Here is a 14758-nt window from a genome sequence, read left to right on the forward strand (position 1 = left end):
TCAGTGGCACGCGCGCGTATTCCTCTCGTCAACCAACAACGAACTTGCGAAGGCAATGCGCTCATCGATCATCTCGCCCGGGGCCACCCCTCTCCCCACCCTCTCCCGCAAGGGGAGAGGGAGCCCGGGAAGTGTGCTCACCTCACCGCCGCTTCCACAATAACCGGACCAGTTCGTAGGATGGATATAGCCAACGGGTCCGCGCAGCGCGCGGCCCGATGATAAACTCAGCGATGGGGCCGCGGAAAGGAATTGATGGGTTTCGCTTCGCTCTACCCATCCGTTCACGCATTAAGAGGCGCGCCCTCAGGTGCGCAATTGCGCACCTGGGAATGGCGGCCTCAATGGAAATCGCGGGACGGCGGCAGGATGCGGACGTTGCGGGGGTGACGGATTTTTTGCGGCGAGTTGTCGCCGTGATCGCGGCGGTCGTCGTTGAGCGGCTCGATCAGCGCGGGGCCGGCCGGCACCGGATGCTTGCGGGAGAGGGATTCGTTGGCGAGGCCGATCAGATCGTGGGAACGGTCGGTCATGCGCTGCGCCACCAGATGCGTCACGCCCTCGGGGCTGCTCTGGATATAGCCCTCGACCAGGATCAGGCGCGCGCCCATCACCTCCTTGCGGTACTGCTCCATCACCTTCGGCCACACCACGATGTTGGCGATGCCGGTCTCGTCCTCCAGCGTCATGAACACGACGCCCTTGGCGCTGCCCGGCCGCTGCCGCACCAGCACCACGCCGGCGCAACGGACGCGGCGACGGTCGTTGCTGCGGTTGATGGTGTGGCAGGCGACGACGCGTTCCCTGGTGAACATCTCGCGCAAAAACTCCATCGGATGGCCCTTCAGCGACAGGCGGATGGTCTGATAGTCGGCGACCACCTGCTCGGGACGCGGCATCTCCGGCAGCGGCTTGGCGCCTTCATCCGGCTGCTCGCGCGCGGTGGCGGCCTGAAACAGCGGCAGCGGCACGTCATCGGGCAGCCGCCGCACCGCCCACAGCGCCTCGCGGCGGTCGAGCCCGAGCGAGCGGAACGCATCGGCGTCAGCGAGCAGGATCAGCGCACGCTTGGGCAGAGCGGTATCGCGCGCGAAATCCTCCAGCGAGGTAAACGGCCGGCGGTTGCGCGCGGCGACGATGCGGTCGGCCCAGTCTTGTTCCGCTCTGTTCGAAGCCGCGCGGGAGGTAGGCGGGTTCCCTCCCCCCTTGCGGGGTCCGAGGCGAGCGAAGCTCGCTCTCGAGGTTAGGGAGAGGGGTAAGCCGCACGAGCGGTGGTCGTGGCTTACCCCTCTCTCCAACTCTCCCCCGCAAGGGGGGAGAGAGCCCATCCATTCGTGCGTCCCTGACTCATAAGCATCCAAGCTTTGCTCGCCCACGATGCGCAATTGCGCATCGGAGAATGACGACTGTAACTGTTTCAACCGCTCCTCGTCCTCATCGAGCCAATGAAAGCCGTCGATCTGGCGGAAGCCGAGGCGCACTGCGCAGTGCTCGCCGACCTTCTCCTCCAGCGTGTTCTGCGCAAAGCTGAAGGAGACATCGACCTCGCGCACCGTGACCCCGTTCTTGCGGGCATCGCCGACGATCTGCGCCGGGGCATAGAAGCCCATCGGCTGCGAGTTCAACAACCCGCAGCAGAACGCATCGGGATGATGGTGCTTCAGCCATGAGGAGATGTAGACGAGCTGCGCGAAACTCGCGGCGTGGCTTTCCGGGAAGCCGTAGGAGCCAAAGCCCTTGATCTGGTCGAAGCAGCTGCGTGCGAACTCCGGATCGTAGCCGCGCGCGACCATGTTGCCGACCAGCTTCTCCTCGTAGCTGCCGATGGTGCCGAGGTTGCGGAAGGTCGCCATCGAACGGCGCAGGCCGTTGGCCTCCTCCGAGGTGAAATGCGCCGCCTCGATCGCGATCCGCATCGCCTGCTCCTGGAACAGCGGCACGCCGAGCGTCTTGTGCAGCACCTTGTAGAGTTCGTCCTTGTCGCCCTTATCGGGCGCCGGCGATGGATAGGTCACCTTCTCAATGCCGTTCCGCCGCCTGAGATAGGGATGCACCATGTCGCCCTGGATCGGGCCGGGGCGCACGATCGCGACCTCGATGACGAGATCGTAGAAGGTGCGCGGCTTCAAGCGCGGCAGCATGTTCATCTGCGCCCGGCTCTCGACCTGGAACACGCCGAGCGATTCGCCGCGGCACAGCATGTCGTAGACTGGTTCTTCGTCCTGCGGGACCGAGGCGAGTTCCCAGCGCTTGCCCTTGTGATCGGCGATCAGGTCGAAACATTTGCGGATGCAGGTCAGCATGCCCAGCGCCAGCACGTCGACCTTCATCATGTGCAGCGCGTCGACGTCGTCCTTGTCCCATTCGATGAAGGTGCGGTCGTCCATCGCGGCATTGCCGATCGGCACATAGGTGTCGAGCCGGTCCTGGGTCAGCACATAGCCGCCGACATGCTGCGAGAGATGGCGCGGAAACTCGATCAGCTCGGTGGCGAGCTCGACCGCGAGATTGATCATCGCATTCTTGGGATCGAGCCCGGCCTGGCGTACCTGCATGTCGTTGAGGCCCTTGCCCCAGCTGCCCCACACGGTGTCGGCGAGCGCCGCGGTGACGTCCTCGGTCAGGCCGAGCGCCTTGCCGACATCGCGGATCGCGCTGCGCGGACGATAATGGATCACGGTGGCGATGATGGCGGCGCGGTGGCGGCCGTACCGGCGATAGACATATTGCATCACCTCCTCGCGCCGCGAATGCTCGAAATCGACGTCGATGTCGGGCGGCTCCAGCCGCTCCTTGGAGATGAAGCGCTCGAACAAGAGATCGACCTTGGTCGGATCGACCGAGGTGACGCCGAGCACATAGCAAACCGCGGAATTCGCCGCCGAGCCGCGCCCCTGGCACAGGATGTTCTGGCTCCTCGCATAGTGCACGATGTCGTGCACGGTGAGGAAGTAATGCGCGTATTTCAGCTCGGCGATCAGCGCCAGCTCCTTGTTCAGGGTGGCGCGCAGCTTGTCGTCGATCTCGCCGCCGAAATATTTGTCGACGCCGGCCCAGGTCAGATCCTCCAGATGCTGCTGCGCGGTTTTGCCCGGCGGCACCGGCTCGTCGGGATACTGGTATTTGAGCTGGTCGAGCGAAAAGCTGATGCGGTCGGCAAAGCGCATGGTCTCCGCCGATCGCATCCGGCAAATCGCGGAACAGCCTGACCATCTCATGCGCCGGCTTGAGATGCCGCTCGGCATTGGCCTCGAGCCTGCGGCCAACGGCTTCGATCGTGGTCTTTTCGCGGATGCAGGTCAGCACGTCCTGCAACGGACGGCGCGCGGGATGGTGATAGAGCACCTCGTTGGTGGCAAGCAGCGGCACACCGGCATCGGTGGCGAGATCATGCAGCCGCGCGAGACGACGCTTGTCGTCGCCGCGATAGAGCAGGCTCGCGGCCAGCCAGACGCCGTCGGCGGCGCTGGCCTTCAACCGCGCGAGCAGATCGAGCGCTTTCGACGCCTCGAACCGATGCGGCAGCGCCAGCACCAGAAGCTGGCCTTCTGCGAAATCGATCAGATCGGACAGCGTGAGCCGGCAGTCGCCCTTCTCCACCCGCTCGAATTTTTGTTTTGACGCGTTTTCTTCACGCGAACCGGTATCCACTTCGCTGGAAAACGCTCTGCTGCCACCGCGCTTGCCGCGGGTCAAGAGCTGGCACAGCCGGCCATAGGCGGCGCGGTCGCGCGGATAGACCAGGATGTCGGGCGTGCCGTCGATGAAGACGATGCGGGCGCCGATCAGGAGTTTCGGCGGATGGAGAACCTTCTCGTTGTCGAGCTCCTTCCAGGCCCGCACCACGCCGGCCAGCGTGTTGTGATCGGCGAGCCCGATCACGGGAATCTTCAATTCGCTCGCCTGATGCACATAGGCACGCGGATCGGAGCCGCCGCGCAGGAAGGAGAAATTGCTGGTGATGCCGATCTCGGCATAGTCGGGCAGAGATGTTGTCATGCGAACAACCCGTGCACATACCAGTTGGCCGGAACCGGCTTGCCTTCCTCGTCGCGCAGCTCACTCTCGTAAAGACCATCGCGAAAAATCCAGAAGCGCTGGCCCTCGGCGTCCTCGACGCGGAAGTAGTCGCGCGTCAGCGCCGCGCCGTCCTGCTTCCACCATTCCATCGCGATGCGCTCGGGGCCCTCGACCCGCACCACCGCATGCAGAGCGCGCCGCCAGGTGAATTGATGCGGCGGGCCGTCGGGCACGCTCGCGAACGGCACCTTGATCGGCTCGGGCGGCTCGAACAGCCTGAGCGGCCGCAGCGGCGGCTCGCCGATGGCGCGCTCCGGCCAGGCGGCGGCGCTGGCGGCGGCCAGATGATGCTGCGCCGGCAATGCGAGCGCAGATCGTTCGGGGATGTGGCTCTCGAGCGGCAGATGCACGACGACGCGCTTTCCCCCGATGCGGGCGGCGATGCGGTCGATCAGCGCCGAGATCTCGTCATTGTCGTGCACGGTCGCGTCGAGATCGCGTTGCTGCTGCACCACGATCTCGGTACGCCCGGCGGCAAGACGAATGAGATCGAAGCCGAAGCCGGGATCGAGCGGATCGTTGAGCGCATCGAGCCGCTCGCGGAACAGGCGGTCGATCATCTCCGGCCGTGTCACCGGCCGGCCGGTCTCGACCATGATCGTGCGCACCGCACCGTCGGTGCGGAAGAAGCTCGCCTCCAGCTGCCGGGCGCCCTTACCTTGCCTGTCCATCGCCGCAACCAGCATTTTGGCGAGGTTTTGCAGCGTCAGCGCGATCACGGTGTCGGTGGCGATCGGTTCCGGGAAACGCTTCTCGACGATGTAATCGGGCAGCGGCTTGCGCGGACTGATCGGGGCATCGCCCCGCCCGAGCGCGTGGCCGAGCAAGCTGGTGAAATCAGCACCGAACCGCGCCGAGATCTCGTGCGGCGCGCGCGCGGCGACATCGCCGATGGTCTTCAACCCGGCGCGGCGCAGACCGGTGGTGATCGCGGCATCGGCACCGAGCGCCGACACCGGCAGCGGACCGACCGCTTGCGCTTCCTCGCCATCGGCGACAATCTTGCCCGACGCGTGACGCGTCAGAGTGCGCGCCGCGATCGAGGTGCCGGCAATCGCGGCGCTGACGGCAAAGCCGCGCCGGCTCAGCGCATGGGTCACGATCTGCAGCAGCGCCCGCTCGCCGCCGAACAGATGCGCGCAGCCGGTGATGTCGAGGAACAGGCCGTATGGCGCGTCGAGCGCGACCAGCGGCGTGAAGCGGTCGCACCAGTCGGCGATGTCGTTCAGCGTCTTCAGATCGGCGGCCGGATCGGCATCATAGACCGTGAGCTCCGGACAGATCGCCCGCGCATTGGCGAGCGGCAACCCGATCGACAGCCCGGCGCGCATCGCGGCCTCGTCGATTGCATGCAGCAGGATGGCGTTGTGGTCTTTTGCGACCACGACGCTGGGGAGGTCCGCTTGTTTCGCCTCGTTCGTAAGGGACGCATGAGCGGATGGGTTCCCTCCCCCCTTGCGGGGGAGGGCTAGGGAGAGGGGTGAGCCCCACGGGCGGTGCTCGTGGCTACCCCTCTCTCCAACTCTCCCCCGCAAGGGGGGAGAGAGCCCTGCCGATGTGCTCACCTCACCTGAAGGTTCTGCCGCCTCCCGAGCCTCAGCTTGCGAGGCGATGTCCTGCGCGAGCTTGCGCTTGATGCGATCGATGGGCAGGCGTGGCAGCCACAGGCTGAGGATACGCCGACGGTTCACTGAATTGGCACTCATCACATTTCCATTCCATGATCCATCGCCCTACCGGGCCATGACGGTTGCGCACGAGTTCGGCCTCGACGCGCGGCGCGCCCCAGGCGCTTGCGGCATGGCCGGGCGGCGAATGCGCCGCGCGCACGATCCAGCGCGTCTCCGCGGTCGAGGGGATTGGCGTGGCCGCGATCCGCAGCACCAGCGCGGTGACGCCGGAGGCTTGCGCGGCCAATGTCAGCTTGCGGCTGGCGACGAGATCGAGCTGACGCGCCTGGCCCCAGATTTCGAGCACGACCGCGCCGAGCGCATCGCAGACCAGCGCATCGGCCGCGGTGCGCAGGGCGCCGTCGACATCGGCGGCACGCACCGTGACCAGAAGGCGCGGATCGAGGCCGAGCTCGGCGAGCCCACGCATCGACAGCGCGCCGTTCTCGCGATCGGAAAAATCCTGCCGCACCCAGACCAGCGGCTTGCGCGTCGACACCCGTCCGGCGAGCCCTGCGATGAAGCCGGTCGCAGCACCGCTTTGATGGCCGGCGGCGAACACCTCGTGCAGCGCGGCCGGCGCAAGCCCGCCGCGCAGCATCGCGTCCGCGCTCGTGTGGCCGAGCGCGATGCGGTTCGGCATCGCCGCCTCCGATGGCGCCTCGATGCGCGCGATGCTGCCGCGCAGAGACGCAAGCGTACCCATGCGTGCGCCATTCATATGCGCCGCTCCTTCCCAACCAAAATTTGAGGCCGTCACTTATCTGAACAGAGAACCAGGGACTGGCCCATTTGTTCATGATATGTTCTAATATAAAGCTAACAGGGCCCGCGGAGTCAATCGGATTGGTGAGCTCATCGATTCATCAGTGGAATCAATGGGATTCAGCAGCCGAAAAGCGGCCGCAGCCGGATCGCCCGCAGCGTCAGGCGCGGAAGGCCCTGAAAATGGCGGCGTGACGGAAACGGAGCAATCGCATGCGTATCATCGTGCTCGACAACGACACCGATTTCGAAGGCTGGCGCAAGGCCGCGCGGCGCCTGGCGACACATGACGTGAAGCCCGCGGAGGTCACGTGGACCATACGCCGCGATGACGAATTGTCCTCGGCGGCCTGCGCGAATGAATTGCCCGATGCACCGCAGGCGCAGTTCAGCGTGTCGGCCAAATTCATCGAGCTCGCAAAGGCCGCGATCCTGCATCGCGACGATGCGCGCTTCGCCCTGCTCTATCGCCTGCTCTGGCGGCTGCGCAGCCATCACGATCTGCTCGGCGCGGCTACCGATCCCGATGTCGCCGAGGTCCACGCGATGGCGCGCGCGGTCTATCGCGACATCGATCGGATGCACGCGCAGCTCCGCTTCCGCGAGATCGGCCGCGAGCGGACGGCACATTATGTCGCCTGGTTCGAGCCGGAGCATCGCATCGTCGAACGCGCCGCACCTTTCTTCGCCGGCCGCTTCGCCGACATGCCGTGGTCGATCCTCACGCCCGACGTCTGCGCCCATTGGGATGGGCACGCGATCTCGATCACGCCGGGCGTCGCCAAATCCGAGGTGCCGAGCGAGGACCGGCTCGAGGAGGCCTGGCGGCGCCATGACAACGGCTTCGCCAATCCGGCGCGGCTGAAAGTGATGGAGATGCCACAGGCCTATTGGAGGAACCTGCCGGGGGACTCGATCATTAAGCCGCTGATCGAAGACGCCATGCGCATGACCAGCGGCCCCTTCATCGCACGCAAGGCGGCCGAGCCGCAGCAACGGGATCAGCCGATGCCTCGCAAGTCGACTGCAAACAAGCAGGCTCACGATACGATCGCCGCCTTGCGCGACGAGGCCGCCGAGTGCCGCGCCTGCCCGCTGTGGAAGGACGCGACGCAAACCGTGTTCGGCGAAGGACCGCAAAGCGCGACGCTGATGCTGGTCGGCGAGCAGCCCGGCGACAAGGAGGATCTCGCCGGCCACCCGTTTGTCGGACCGGCCGGGCAACTGCTCAATCGCGCGCTTGAGCAAGCCGGCATCGATCGCGCCAAGGTCTACATCACCAATGCGGTGAAGCACTTCAAATTCGTGCCGCGCGGCAAGATCCGGCTGCACCAGAAGCCGAACACGCCGGAGATCCGCGCCTGCCGTCAGTGGTATGAGCGCGAGCTTTCCGCCATCAAGCCGGAGTTCGTCGTCGCGCTCGGCGCCACCGCGGCGCAAAGCGTGCTCGGCAAGATTACGCCGATCAACAAGAACCGCGGCCGCCTGATCAACCACGACACCACCAAGGTGCTCGTCACCGTGCACCCGTCCTATCTGTTGCGATTGCCCGACGAGAAAGCCAAGGCGCTGGAATATCAGCGCTTTATCAACGACCTGAAAATCGTCGCAGATCAGTTGCGCAATTCGGCCCGCGCGGCCTGAGTTCCACCAGCCTGTGGAACCACACTTCAACGTGAAATTGTTCTAAGCGACAAACAAATACCTACAACCTTTAATTGATCCGTGGTACTGTGACATGTTCCGCAGGTAATCGGGCGTCATGTTCACGCCATGGCGTACCCCGAGGCGGGCGCGCCGTGCGGTTTGCTAGCCCCGATCGTGCGGCGCGCCACCTCATCTTGCAATCCTTCCCTCCTCGCTCGCTTCCAGTCCGCACCGGATTTCCTGGTGACGTGAATTTTTGACGAGCTGGATTCCAGGCGGCTCGAAATCCAACGCGTCCCCAAATCCGGGCGTCGCTGAAATTCGTCACGAGGCCGCCAAGGCGCGTGGGCCATCAATGCGTTGCACAAAAATTCCGCTCGCTATCCACGGCCGCTGACGAACGCCTCATTTCGCGGCCCGATTTCAATTGCCTGTCATATGCATCGATCAAAATCGGAGGCATTGGGACAGGAGTTTACCATGAGCGATATGGCATTACCCGGCTCGATCGAGCCCGCCTTAAAAAAAGGCCCGGACCTCGACAAAGGCTTCCACCCCATGACCGGGGTTATTTATTTGGGCGTGGTTGCGGCCGCGCTGCTGTTCGTTGCCTACAGCATCTATGCCGACGTCGACGCCACCGGCACGCGCGTCACGTCGTTCCTGCCCTACATCATGCTGTTCGTTGCGCTCTTGATCGCGCTCGGCTTTGAATTCGTCAACGGCTTCCACGACACCGCCAACGCGGTCGCCACCGTGATCTACACCCGCTCGCTGCCGGCGCATGTCGCCGTGGTCTGGTCGGGCATGTTCAACCTGATCGGCGTGCTGCTCTCGAGCGGCGCCGTCGCGTTCGGCATCGTCTCGCTGCTGCCGGTCGAACTGATCCTGCAGGTCGGCTCCAGCGCCGGCTTTGCAATGGTGTTCGCGCTGTTGATCGCCGCCATCCTCTGGAATCTCGGCACCTGGTGGCTCGGCCTGCCGGCCTCGAGCTCCCACACTTTGATCGGATCGATCATGGGCGTCGGCATTACCAACGCGGTGCTGCGCGGCCGTGACGGCACCTCCGGCGTGGACTGGACCCAGGCCGCCGGCATCGCCAAGGCGCTGCTGCTGTCGCCGCTGTTCGGCTTCGTGCTCGCGGCCGGCCTGCTTTACATCCTCAAGGGCGTGCTGCAGCGCGCCACGCCGGCGCTGTTCGGCGAGCCGGTCGGCAACCAGCCACCGCCGTGGTGGATCCGGGGCATCCTGATCCTGACCTGCACGCTGGTCAGCTTCTTCCACGGCTCCAACGACGGTCAGAAGGGCATGGGCCTGATCATGCTGATCCTGATCGGCACGGTGCCGACCGCCTACGCGCTGAACCGCGCGCTGCCGGCGCACCAGATCGAGCAGTTCGCCGCGCACTCGACCGCGGCCAGCAAGGTCATCGAAGGCAAGGCCGCCGGCTACAACGTGATCGGCAATCCGCGTCCGGCCGTGACCAACTACGTCGCGCAGCACCAGATCAACGAAGGCACCTATCCGTCGCTTGCGGTGCTGGTGCGCGACATCGGCAAGCAGGTTGCCGAGTACGGATCGCTGGCCAAGTTCCCGGCCGACGCAGTCGGCAACACCCGCAACGACATGTACCTGGCGTCCGAGGCGATCCGCTTCCTGATGAAGGACAAGGAAGCCGAGCTCTCCGCAGCCGACATCGCCACGCTGAACCAGTACAAGGGCTCGCTCGACAGCGCGACGAAGTTCATCCCGAGCTGGGTGAAGTTCGCCGTCGCGATCGCGCTCGGCCTCGGCACCATGGTAGGCTGGAAGCGCATCGTCGTCACCGTCGGCGAGAAGATCGGCAAGACCCACCTGACCTACGCGCAGGGCGCCTGCGCCGAGATCACGGCGGCCGCGACGATCGCGGCTGCCGATGGCTACGGCCTGCCGGTCTCGACCACGCATGTGCTGTCGTCAGGCATCGCGGGCACGATGGCCGCCAACGGCTCCGGCCTGCAATGGTCGACCATCCGCAACATCGCGATGGCCTGGGTGCTGACCCTGCCGGCCGCGATGATCCTCTCGGGCGTTCTGTACTACGTGTTCTACCACGTGTTCTGATGCCCCCCGCTTTCGGCGCGGCAGACGCGCCAGACGAAAGGCTCGCACCTCAGGGGTGACGGAATGGCTTGCTGAGCTTGCTCAGTGTCATCACCCGCGCATGCGGGTGATCCAGTATTCCAGAGAGGGTTGTGCTCGAGCCGATAGGGCGCGGCGTACTGGGTCGCCCGGTCAAGCCGGGCGACGACAGCAGTGGATGAGGACAAAGCTTCACATCCTCTCAGGTGCGGGCCTTTTCTTTTGAGACGGTCCCGCGATTGCGAGACGTCTGCGACATAGACGCGTCGCCATGCCGCGCATTGGAACAGCCCCACCATCGACGGCCTTGTATTCGGAGCATTGGACGGGTTTCCCGTTCAAACCCTGCAAAAACCAGAGGCCAGCTTCGCAAGCGCGCAGCCCACAACTCAAAAGCTGGACCAGCGCCATGACCGAGTACATCGTGCGGTTTCTCATTGGCGGCGCCGTCGTCTCCGCCTTCGCGATGCTTGGGGACATCCTGCGCCCGAAAAGCTTCGCCGGCCTGTTCGGCGCCGCGCCCTCCGTTGCCCTTGCCACATTGGGCATCGCCATTCATCAACACGGCCCCGGCTACGCTGCGCTGCAAAGCCGCACGATGATGGCCGGCTGCATTGCGCTTGCAGTCTATAGCATCGTCGTCTGCCACCTGCTCATGCGTGCGCGCATGCGCGCGCTGCCTGCCACACTGCTATCCTTCGTGGTCTGGCTGGCGGTCGCATTCGGCCTGCTCGGCCTCGGTCTTGGCCTCAGTGTTGGCCCCAATCTTGGCCCCAGCCTTGGCCTCAACCTTGGCGGAGGAGCAGCATGAAGCTGCCAATCGGCGTTTCATCGTCATCGTTGCACGAGAGCCGCTGGTACGAATACCTGATCCGGTTTGCGCTCGGCGGAGCCGCGACGGTTCTGACCGGCCTCATCAGCAGCCGCTACGGTGCGGCCGTCGGAGGCCTGTTCCTGGCGCTTCCCGCCATCTTCTGCGCAAGCGCGACGCTGATCGAAAAGCACGAAATCCGCCGCAAGCGAAAAGCAAATCTCCACGGCGAACGGCGCGGACAGGAGGCTGCGTCGCTCGATGCCATAGGCGCCGCGCTCGGGGCGATCGGCATGCTGGCATTTGCCGTCTCGTTTTCCTGGCTCGTGACCGATAGCGTGGCAGCCGCTTTTGCCGTCGCCACGCTGGCCTGGCTGCTCGTCTCGTGCGCGACCTGGTTGATCTGGCGCCTCGCGCGTCAGATTCAGCGAGAGCGCATCGCCGATAACAGCGGAGGCGCCGCCATCACGCGAAGGCGCTCCAACTGAGAACGCCTCGATTCAGCCCACGCTTGCGGCCTTCGTGCTGACACCCTCGCGCACAGCGACGCTAGGTCACGCACGGTATCGTCATCGCTGTCGATGTCGGCGGCACTAACATCCGTTGGCGGCATCGCCGAAACCCGCAGCAGGAAGTCGCCTCTCCAAGGCGCGGGTCCGCAACCAGGAGCTGCCTGCGGCCTTCGCCTTAACCTGCCTCATCTACCAATCTTAACTTATGTAAATCCCCTCCCCGCTGTCGCAGAGTAGGGTATGGTCGGCTCATAACACCGGCGATTGGCCCGGAATGGTCCAAATTCGCCGGAGGGGCTGCAGCACATGCCGATTGACATGATGATCCGCAAAGTGAGGCTTCATACCGGTCTCACCGAGGAGGATACCGCCGCGCTGCGTTCGATCGTATCGAGCGTGCGCGATCTCGGCGCCGGCACATCCATCATCCAGGAGGGCGAGATCAGCAGCCACTGCTGCGTCATGTTAAGCGGCTTCTCATACCGTGCCAAAGTATCGGACGGCGGCAAGCGGCAGATCCTGTCGTTTCACATCGCAGGCGACATGCCAGACCTCCACGGGATGTTTCTCAAGCGAATGGATCACGACCTCATCACGTTGACGCAGGCGCGGGTCGGCTTCATCGACCACCGGGCGTTAAGGCAGGTCATCAGTCTGCGCCCTGCCGTTGCGGAAGCCTTGTGGCGCGAGACGTTGATCGACGCGGTGCTGTTCCGGGAATGGATCGTCAGCCTTGGCACGCGTCCTGCTGCCGCGCGCATGGCCTATTTGGTGGCGGAGTTGCGCCAGCGCCTGGCCGCGATCGACATGGTCGCCGAGGACCAGTTCCGGTTTCCCGTCACTCAGGCAAAACTAGCGGAAGCGCTTGGCCTGAGCGCGGTGCATGTCAACCGGGTCCTGCAATTCTTTTGAGCAAAAGGCATTCTCGATATTCACGACAGCGTCGTCACCCTGCGTGATATCGAAAAGGTCGTCGAGATCGGTGGATTTAACGAACTGAACCTTCAACCGCTCGAAGGCGCTTAGGAACGATGCGGCCGGGCCGGCTTTGGCCCGCATGCCGAGCTATTACTTCAGGATTTCTGGCACCGACCCGTTCTACACCACGGATGGCATCGAGCTGTCCGACGATGCCGCTGCTTGGGAAGAGGCACGTTCGCTGCTGCGGGACGCTCAGGAGAGCTTGCAGGCTGGCGAGGATTGGACACTCGAAGTGAACCGAGACCAGCGTCCGCTGTTCCGAATTTGGCTGCACAGCGAAGAGGCTGGCGACACTCAAGGGCGCCCTGCCCGAAGGTGACTGAATCGCTGGTGCGCCAACGCCGGTTACGAGAACGAGGCTCTTCCAGCTTCAGAGGCACGCGAGATCATGATGCGTATCCACGGAATCGCATCATGATCTCATCTCCTTGCTTGAGCATTATCTTTTCGGAACTTTTCCGGATCATGCTCTAGCGCAATTTCTCTATCTGCCTCGGCGTACGCTTGCCGCAAGGGTTCTTCATGTTGCCCATCCCTATCGACCAGCGACGCCGAAAAGGCGCAGTTCCTAAGTCGATCTCGCTGGAAGGGGATGACAGCCACTTCTCAATATGCGCGGCGGTGTAGGCACTGCGAGCGCGCCGCAAAAAATCTTCCCGCTCCTTGCCGGGCGGCGTACGCCTTGCCTTTTCCCTCGCCTGCTTCGCGAAACTACCCAATCGCTCCTGTAACGACGTGGTCTGCTTGAACCGATTCCGCTTCTTCTTCATGTGCTCCATCCATTGGTGGGCTGAGCTGGCGGGAGCGCGCCGTTGCGTTTCCAATCGCCGACTTGCCGATCTGCCCGTTTCGCCAATGTAGGACGTTGCTCGATAAGCAACGATAACATACGTCAAGGGCTGATCGCGGGCGTCGATGCCGCGATCCTGGCGACCTCGGCCAGCAGGCCGCGCGCCCATTTGTGCAGGCCGGACTTGGCCGTCCTGGCGCTCCAGTACATGTCAATCGAGATCGGCACCCGGAACGGCAGCGACGCGACGTGCAGGCTGCCGCGCATCGCCCGCGCCAGATGATGCGGGACGGTCGCGACCAGCGTTGTGCCGGTGATGATGCGCTCCAGACTGTCGTGGTTCGGCAGGCCCACCATCGGCGCGATCTCGACCTTCCTCGCCCTGAGCGCAACGAGATATAGCGGCTGCCACTCGCCGCTATGGGTGATGAAGACATGCGCGGCCTTCGCATAGGCCGACAGCGCGATCCGGCCGCGCGCCAGCGGATTGGCCGGATCCATCACACAGACATAGTGATCGGTGAGGATGTGGCGCCTGAAGTAACTTTCGCCGACGATCCCGACCGGACCCAGCACGATGTCGCACTGGTTCTGCTTGAGATGGACGTCGCCATGGCCGGCGGCATCCAGCAGAACGAGACGAACCTGAGCAGGCTGGGGCGCTAGCCTTCAGCAGGCGCTGATCGACGGCGCCGGCAACTATGCCGCCGATGCCGAGATCGAGCGCAAGGCGATGCAGGCGAGCGCCGATGTCGACGCCGCGATCGACGCGGTGCTCGACGAGCATCGCGGCCAGCCGAATCCGTCGATCCTGTCCTCGATGGTCCATGCCGATCCGCCGATGCCGATCGAGGGCATCCGCGCCAACATCAAGGTGATCATCGGCGGCGGCTTGAACGAACCGCGCGATGCGATCCTGACCCTCGTCCTCGGCCTGCTGGAAAATCCAGCGCAGAAAGACGGCGTGCTGGCGAAGCCGGAGCTATGGCCGGCTGCGCTCGAGGAAGCGGTGCGCTGGATCTCGCCGATCGGCATGTATCCGCGCCGCGTCACCCGCGACGTCGATCTCTCCGGCACGGCGTTGCCCGAGGGGCTTCAGATCGGCCTCTGCGTCGGCGCCGCCAACCGCGACGGCAACCGCTTCGCCGAGCCCGATCGCTTCGACGTGATGCGGCCCAAGCAATCGCACCTGGCATTCGGCGCCGGACCGCACTTCTGCGCCGGCACCTGGGTGTCGCGGCTCACCGTCGGCAAGATCGTGGCGCCGATGCTGTTCGACCGGTTCCGGAATCTGCGCCTCCGCGCGGAGGCGCCGCCGATCGTCCGCGGCTGGGTGTTCCGCGGCCCGGTGACGCTGCCGGTGCGCTGGGATGCGTGAGGC

The 14758-nt window shown here is 64.6% G+C and carries 13 protein-coding genes and 1 pseudogene; 8 read left to right on the forward strand and 6 right to left on the reverse strand.

From position 1 onward, the window contains the following. Positions 1–341: 341 nt before the first annotated feature. Positions 342–3167, reverse strand: coding sequence for an error-prone DNA polymerase (locus ACVIW0_RS25095; RefSeq protein ID WP_461354780.1), 2826 nt, complete (start codon positions 3165–3167; stop codon positions 342–344). On the opposite strand from ACVIW0_RS25095, the gene ACVIW0_RS25100 reads away from it, so the two are divergent. After that, entirely contained in the window at positions 3148–3621 is a 474-nt protein-coding gene (locus tag ACVIW0_RS25100) for a hypothetical protein (protein ID WP_461354781.1), read from the forward strand. The genes ACVIW0_RS25095 and ACVIW0_RS25100 overlap by 20 nt on opposite strands. Before the next feature lie 54 nt (positions 3622–3675). On the opposite strand, the pseudogene ACVIW0_RS25105 reads toward ACVIW0_RS25100, so the two are convergent. The 3 genes and pseudogenes from ACVIW0_RS25105 to ACVIW0_RS25115 all read right to left on the reverse strand — a co-directional run. Beyond that, positions 3676–3999: pseudogene (locus tag ACVIW0_RS25105) on the reverse strand (PHP domain-containing protein); the annotation flags it as partial. After that, positions 3996–5615 (reverse strand): Y-family DNA polymerase, encoded by a 1620-nt coding sequence (locus ACVIW0_RS25110; protein ID WP_461357418.1) that lies wholly within the window; start codon positions 5613–5615, stop codon positions 3996–3998. The gene ACVIW0_RS25110 and the pseudogene ACVIW0_RS25105, both read right to left, overlap by 4 nt. Before the next feature lie 61 nt (positions 5616–5676). Beyond that, positions 5677–6471 (reverse strand): ImuA family protein, encoded by a 795-nt coding sequence (locus ACVIW0_RS25115; RefSeq protein ID WP_461354782.1) that lies wholly within the window; start codon positions 6469–6471, stop codon positions 5677–5679. Positions 6472–6728: 257 nt separating this feature from the next. Between ACVIW0_RS25115 and ACVIW0_RS25120 the strand changes: the two genes are divergently transcribed. From ACVIW0_RS25120 to ACVIW0_RS25145, 6 genes are all read left to right on the forward strand, one after another. After that, positions 6729–8159, forward strand: coding sequence for a UdgX family uracil-DNA binding protein (locus ACVIW0_RS25120; protein WP_461354783.1), 1431 nt, complete (start codon positions 6729–6731; stop codon positions 8157–8159). Positions 8160–8642: 483 nt separating this feature from the next. Continuing rightward, entirely contained in the window at positions 8643–10265 is a 1623-nt protein-coding gene (locus ACVIW0_RS25125) for an inorganic phosphate transporter (protein WP_461354784.1), read from the forward strand. Between the two features lie 427 nt (positions 10266–10692). After that, a complete protein-coding gene (locus tag ACVIW0_RS25130) occupies positions 10693–11094 on the forward strand; it encodes a DUF3147 family protein (RefSeq protein WP_461354785.1) in 402 nt (133 codons plus the stop codon). Beyond that, positions 11091–11582 carry a DUF3147 family protein gene (locus ACVIW0_RS25135; RefSeq protein WP_461354786.1) on the forward strand — a complete coding sequence of 164 codons (492 nt, stop codon included), beginning with the start codon at positions 11091–11093 and terminating at the stop codon, positions 11580–11582. The genes ACVIW0_RS25130 and ACVIW0_RS25135 overlap by 4 nt, the downstream gene beginning before the upstream one ends. Positions 11583–11912: 330 nt before the next feature. Continuing rightward, positions 11913–12518, forward strand: coding sequence for a Crp/Fnr family transcriptional regulator (locus ACVIW0_RS25140; protein WP_461354787.1), 606 nt, complete (start codon positions 11913–11915; stop codon positions 12516–12518). A gap of 145 nt (positions 12519–12663) precedes the next feature. After that, positions 12664–12906 (forward strand): DUF6894 family protein, encoded by a 243-nt coding sequence (locus tag ACVIW0_RS25145; RefSeq protein WP_461354788.1) that lies wholly within the window; start codon positions 12664–12666, stop codon positions 12904–12906. A gap of 151 nt (positions 12907–13057) precedes the next feature. Here the strand turns inward: ACVIW0_RS25145 and ACVIW0_RS25150 are convergent, their stop codons facing one another. Together ACVIW0_RS25150 and ACVIW0_RS25155 are read right to left on the reverse strand one after the other, a co-directional pair. Continuing rightward, positions 13058–13357: a hypothetical protein gene (locus ACVIW0_RS25150; protein ID WP_461354789.1), complete on the reverse strand. Its 300-nt coding sequence runs from the start codon at positions 13355–13357 to the stop codon at positions 13058–13060. A 122-nt stretch (positions 13358–13479) separates the two neighbouring features. Continuing rightward, complete coding sequence (locus tag ACVIW0_RS25155; protein WP_461357419.1) at positions 13480–14010, reverse strand: LysR substrate-binding domain-containing protein; 531 nt, start codon at positions 14008–14010, stop codon at positions 13480–13482. Positions 14011–14110: 100 nt separating this feature from the next. Between ACVIW0_RS25155 and ACVIW0_RS25160 the strand changes: the two genes are divergently transcribed. Next, complete coding sequence (locus ACVIW0_RS25160; RefSeq protein ID WP_461354790.1) at positions 14111–14755, forward strand: cytochrome P450; 645 nt, start codon at positions 14111–14113, stop codon at positions 14753–14755. Positions 14756–14758 lie beyond the last annotated feature (3 nt).

This window comes from Bradyrhizobium sp. USDA 4454 (genome assembly GCF_054822705.1).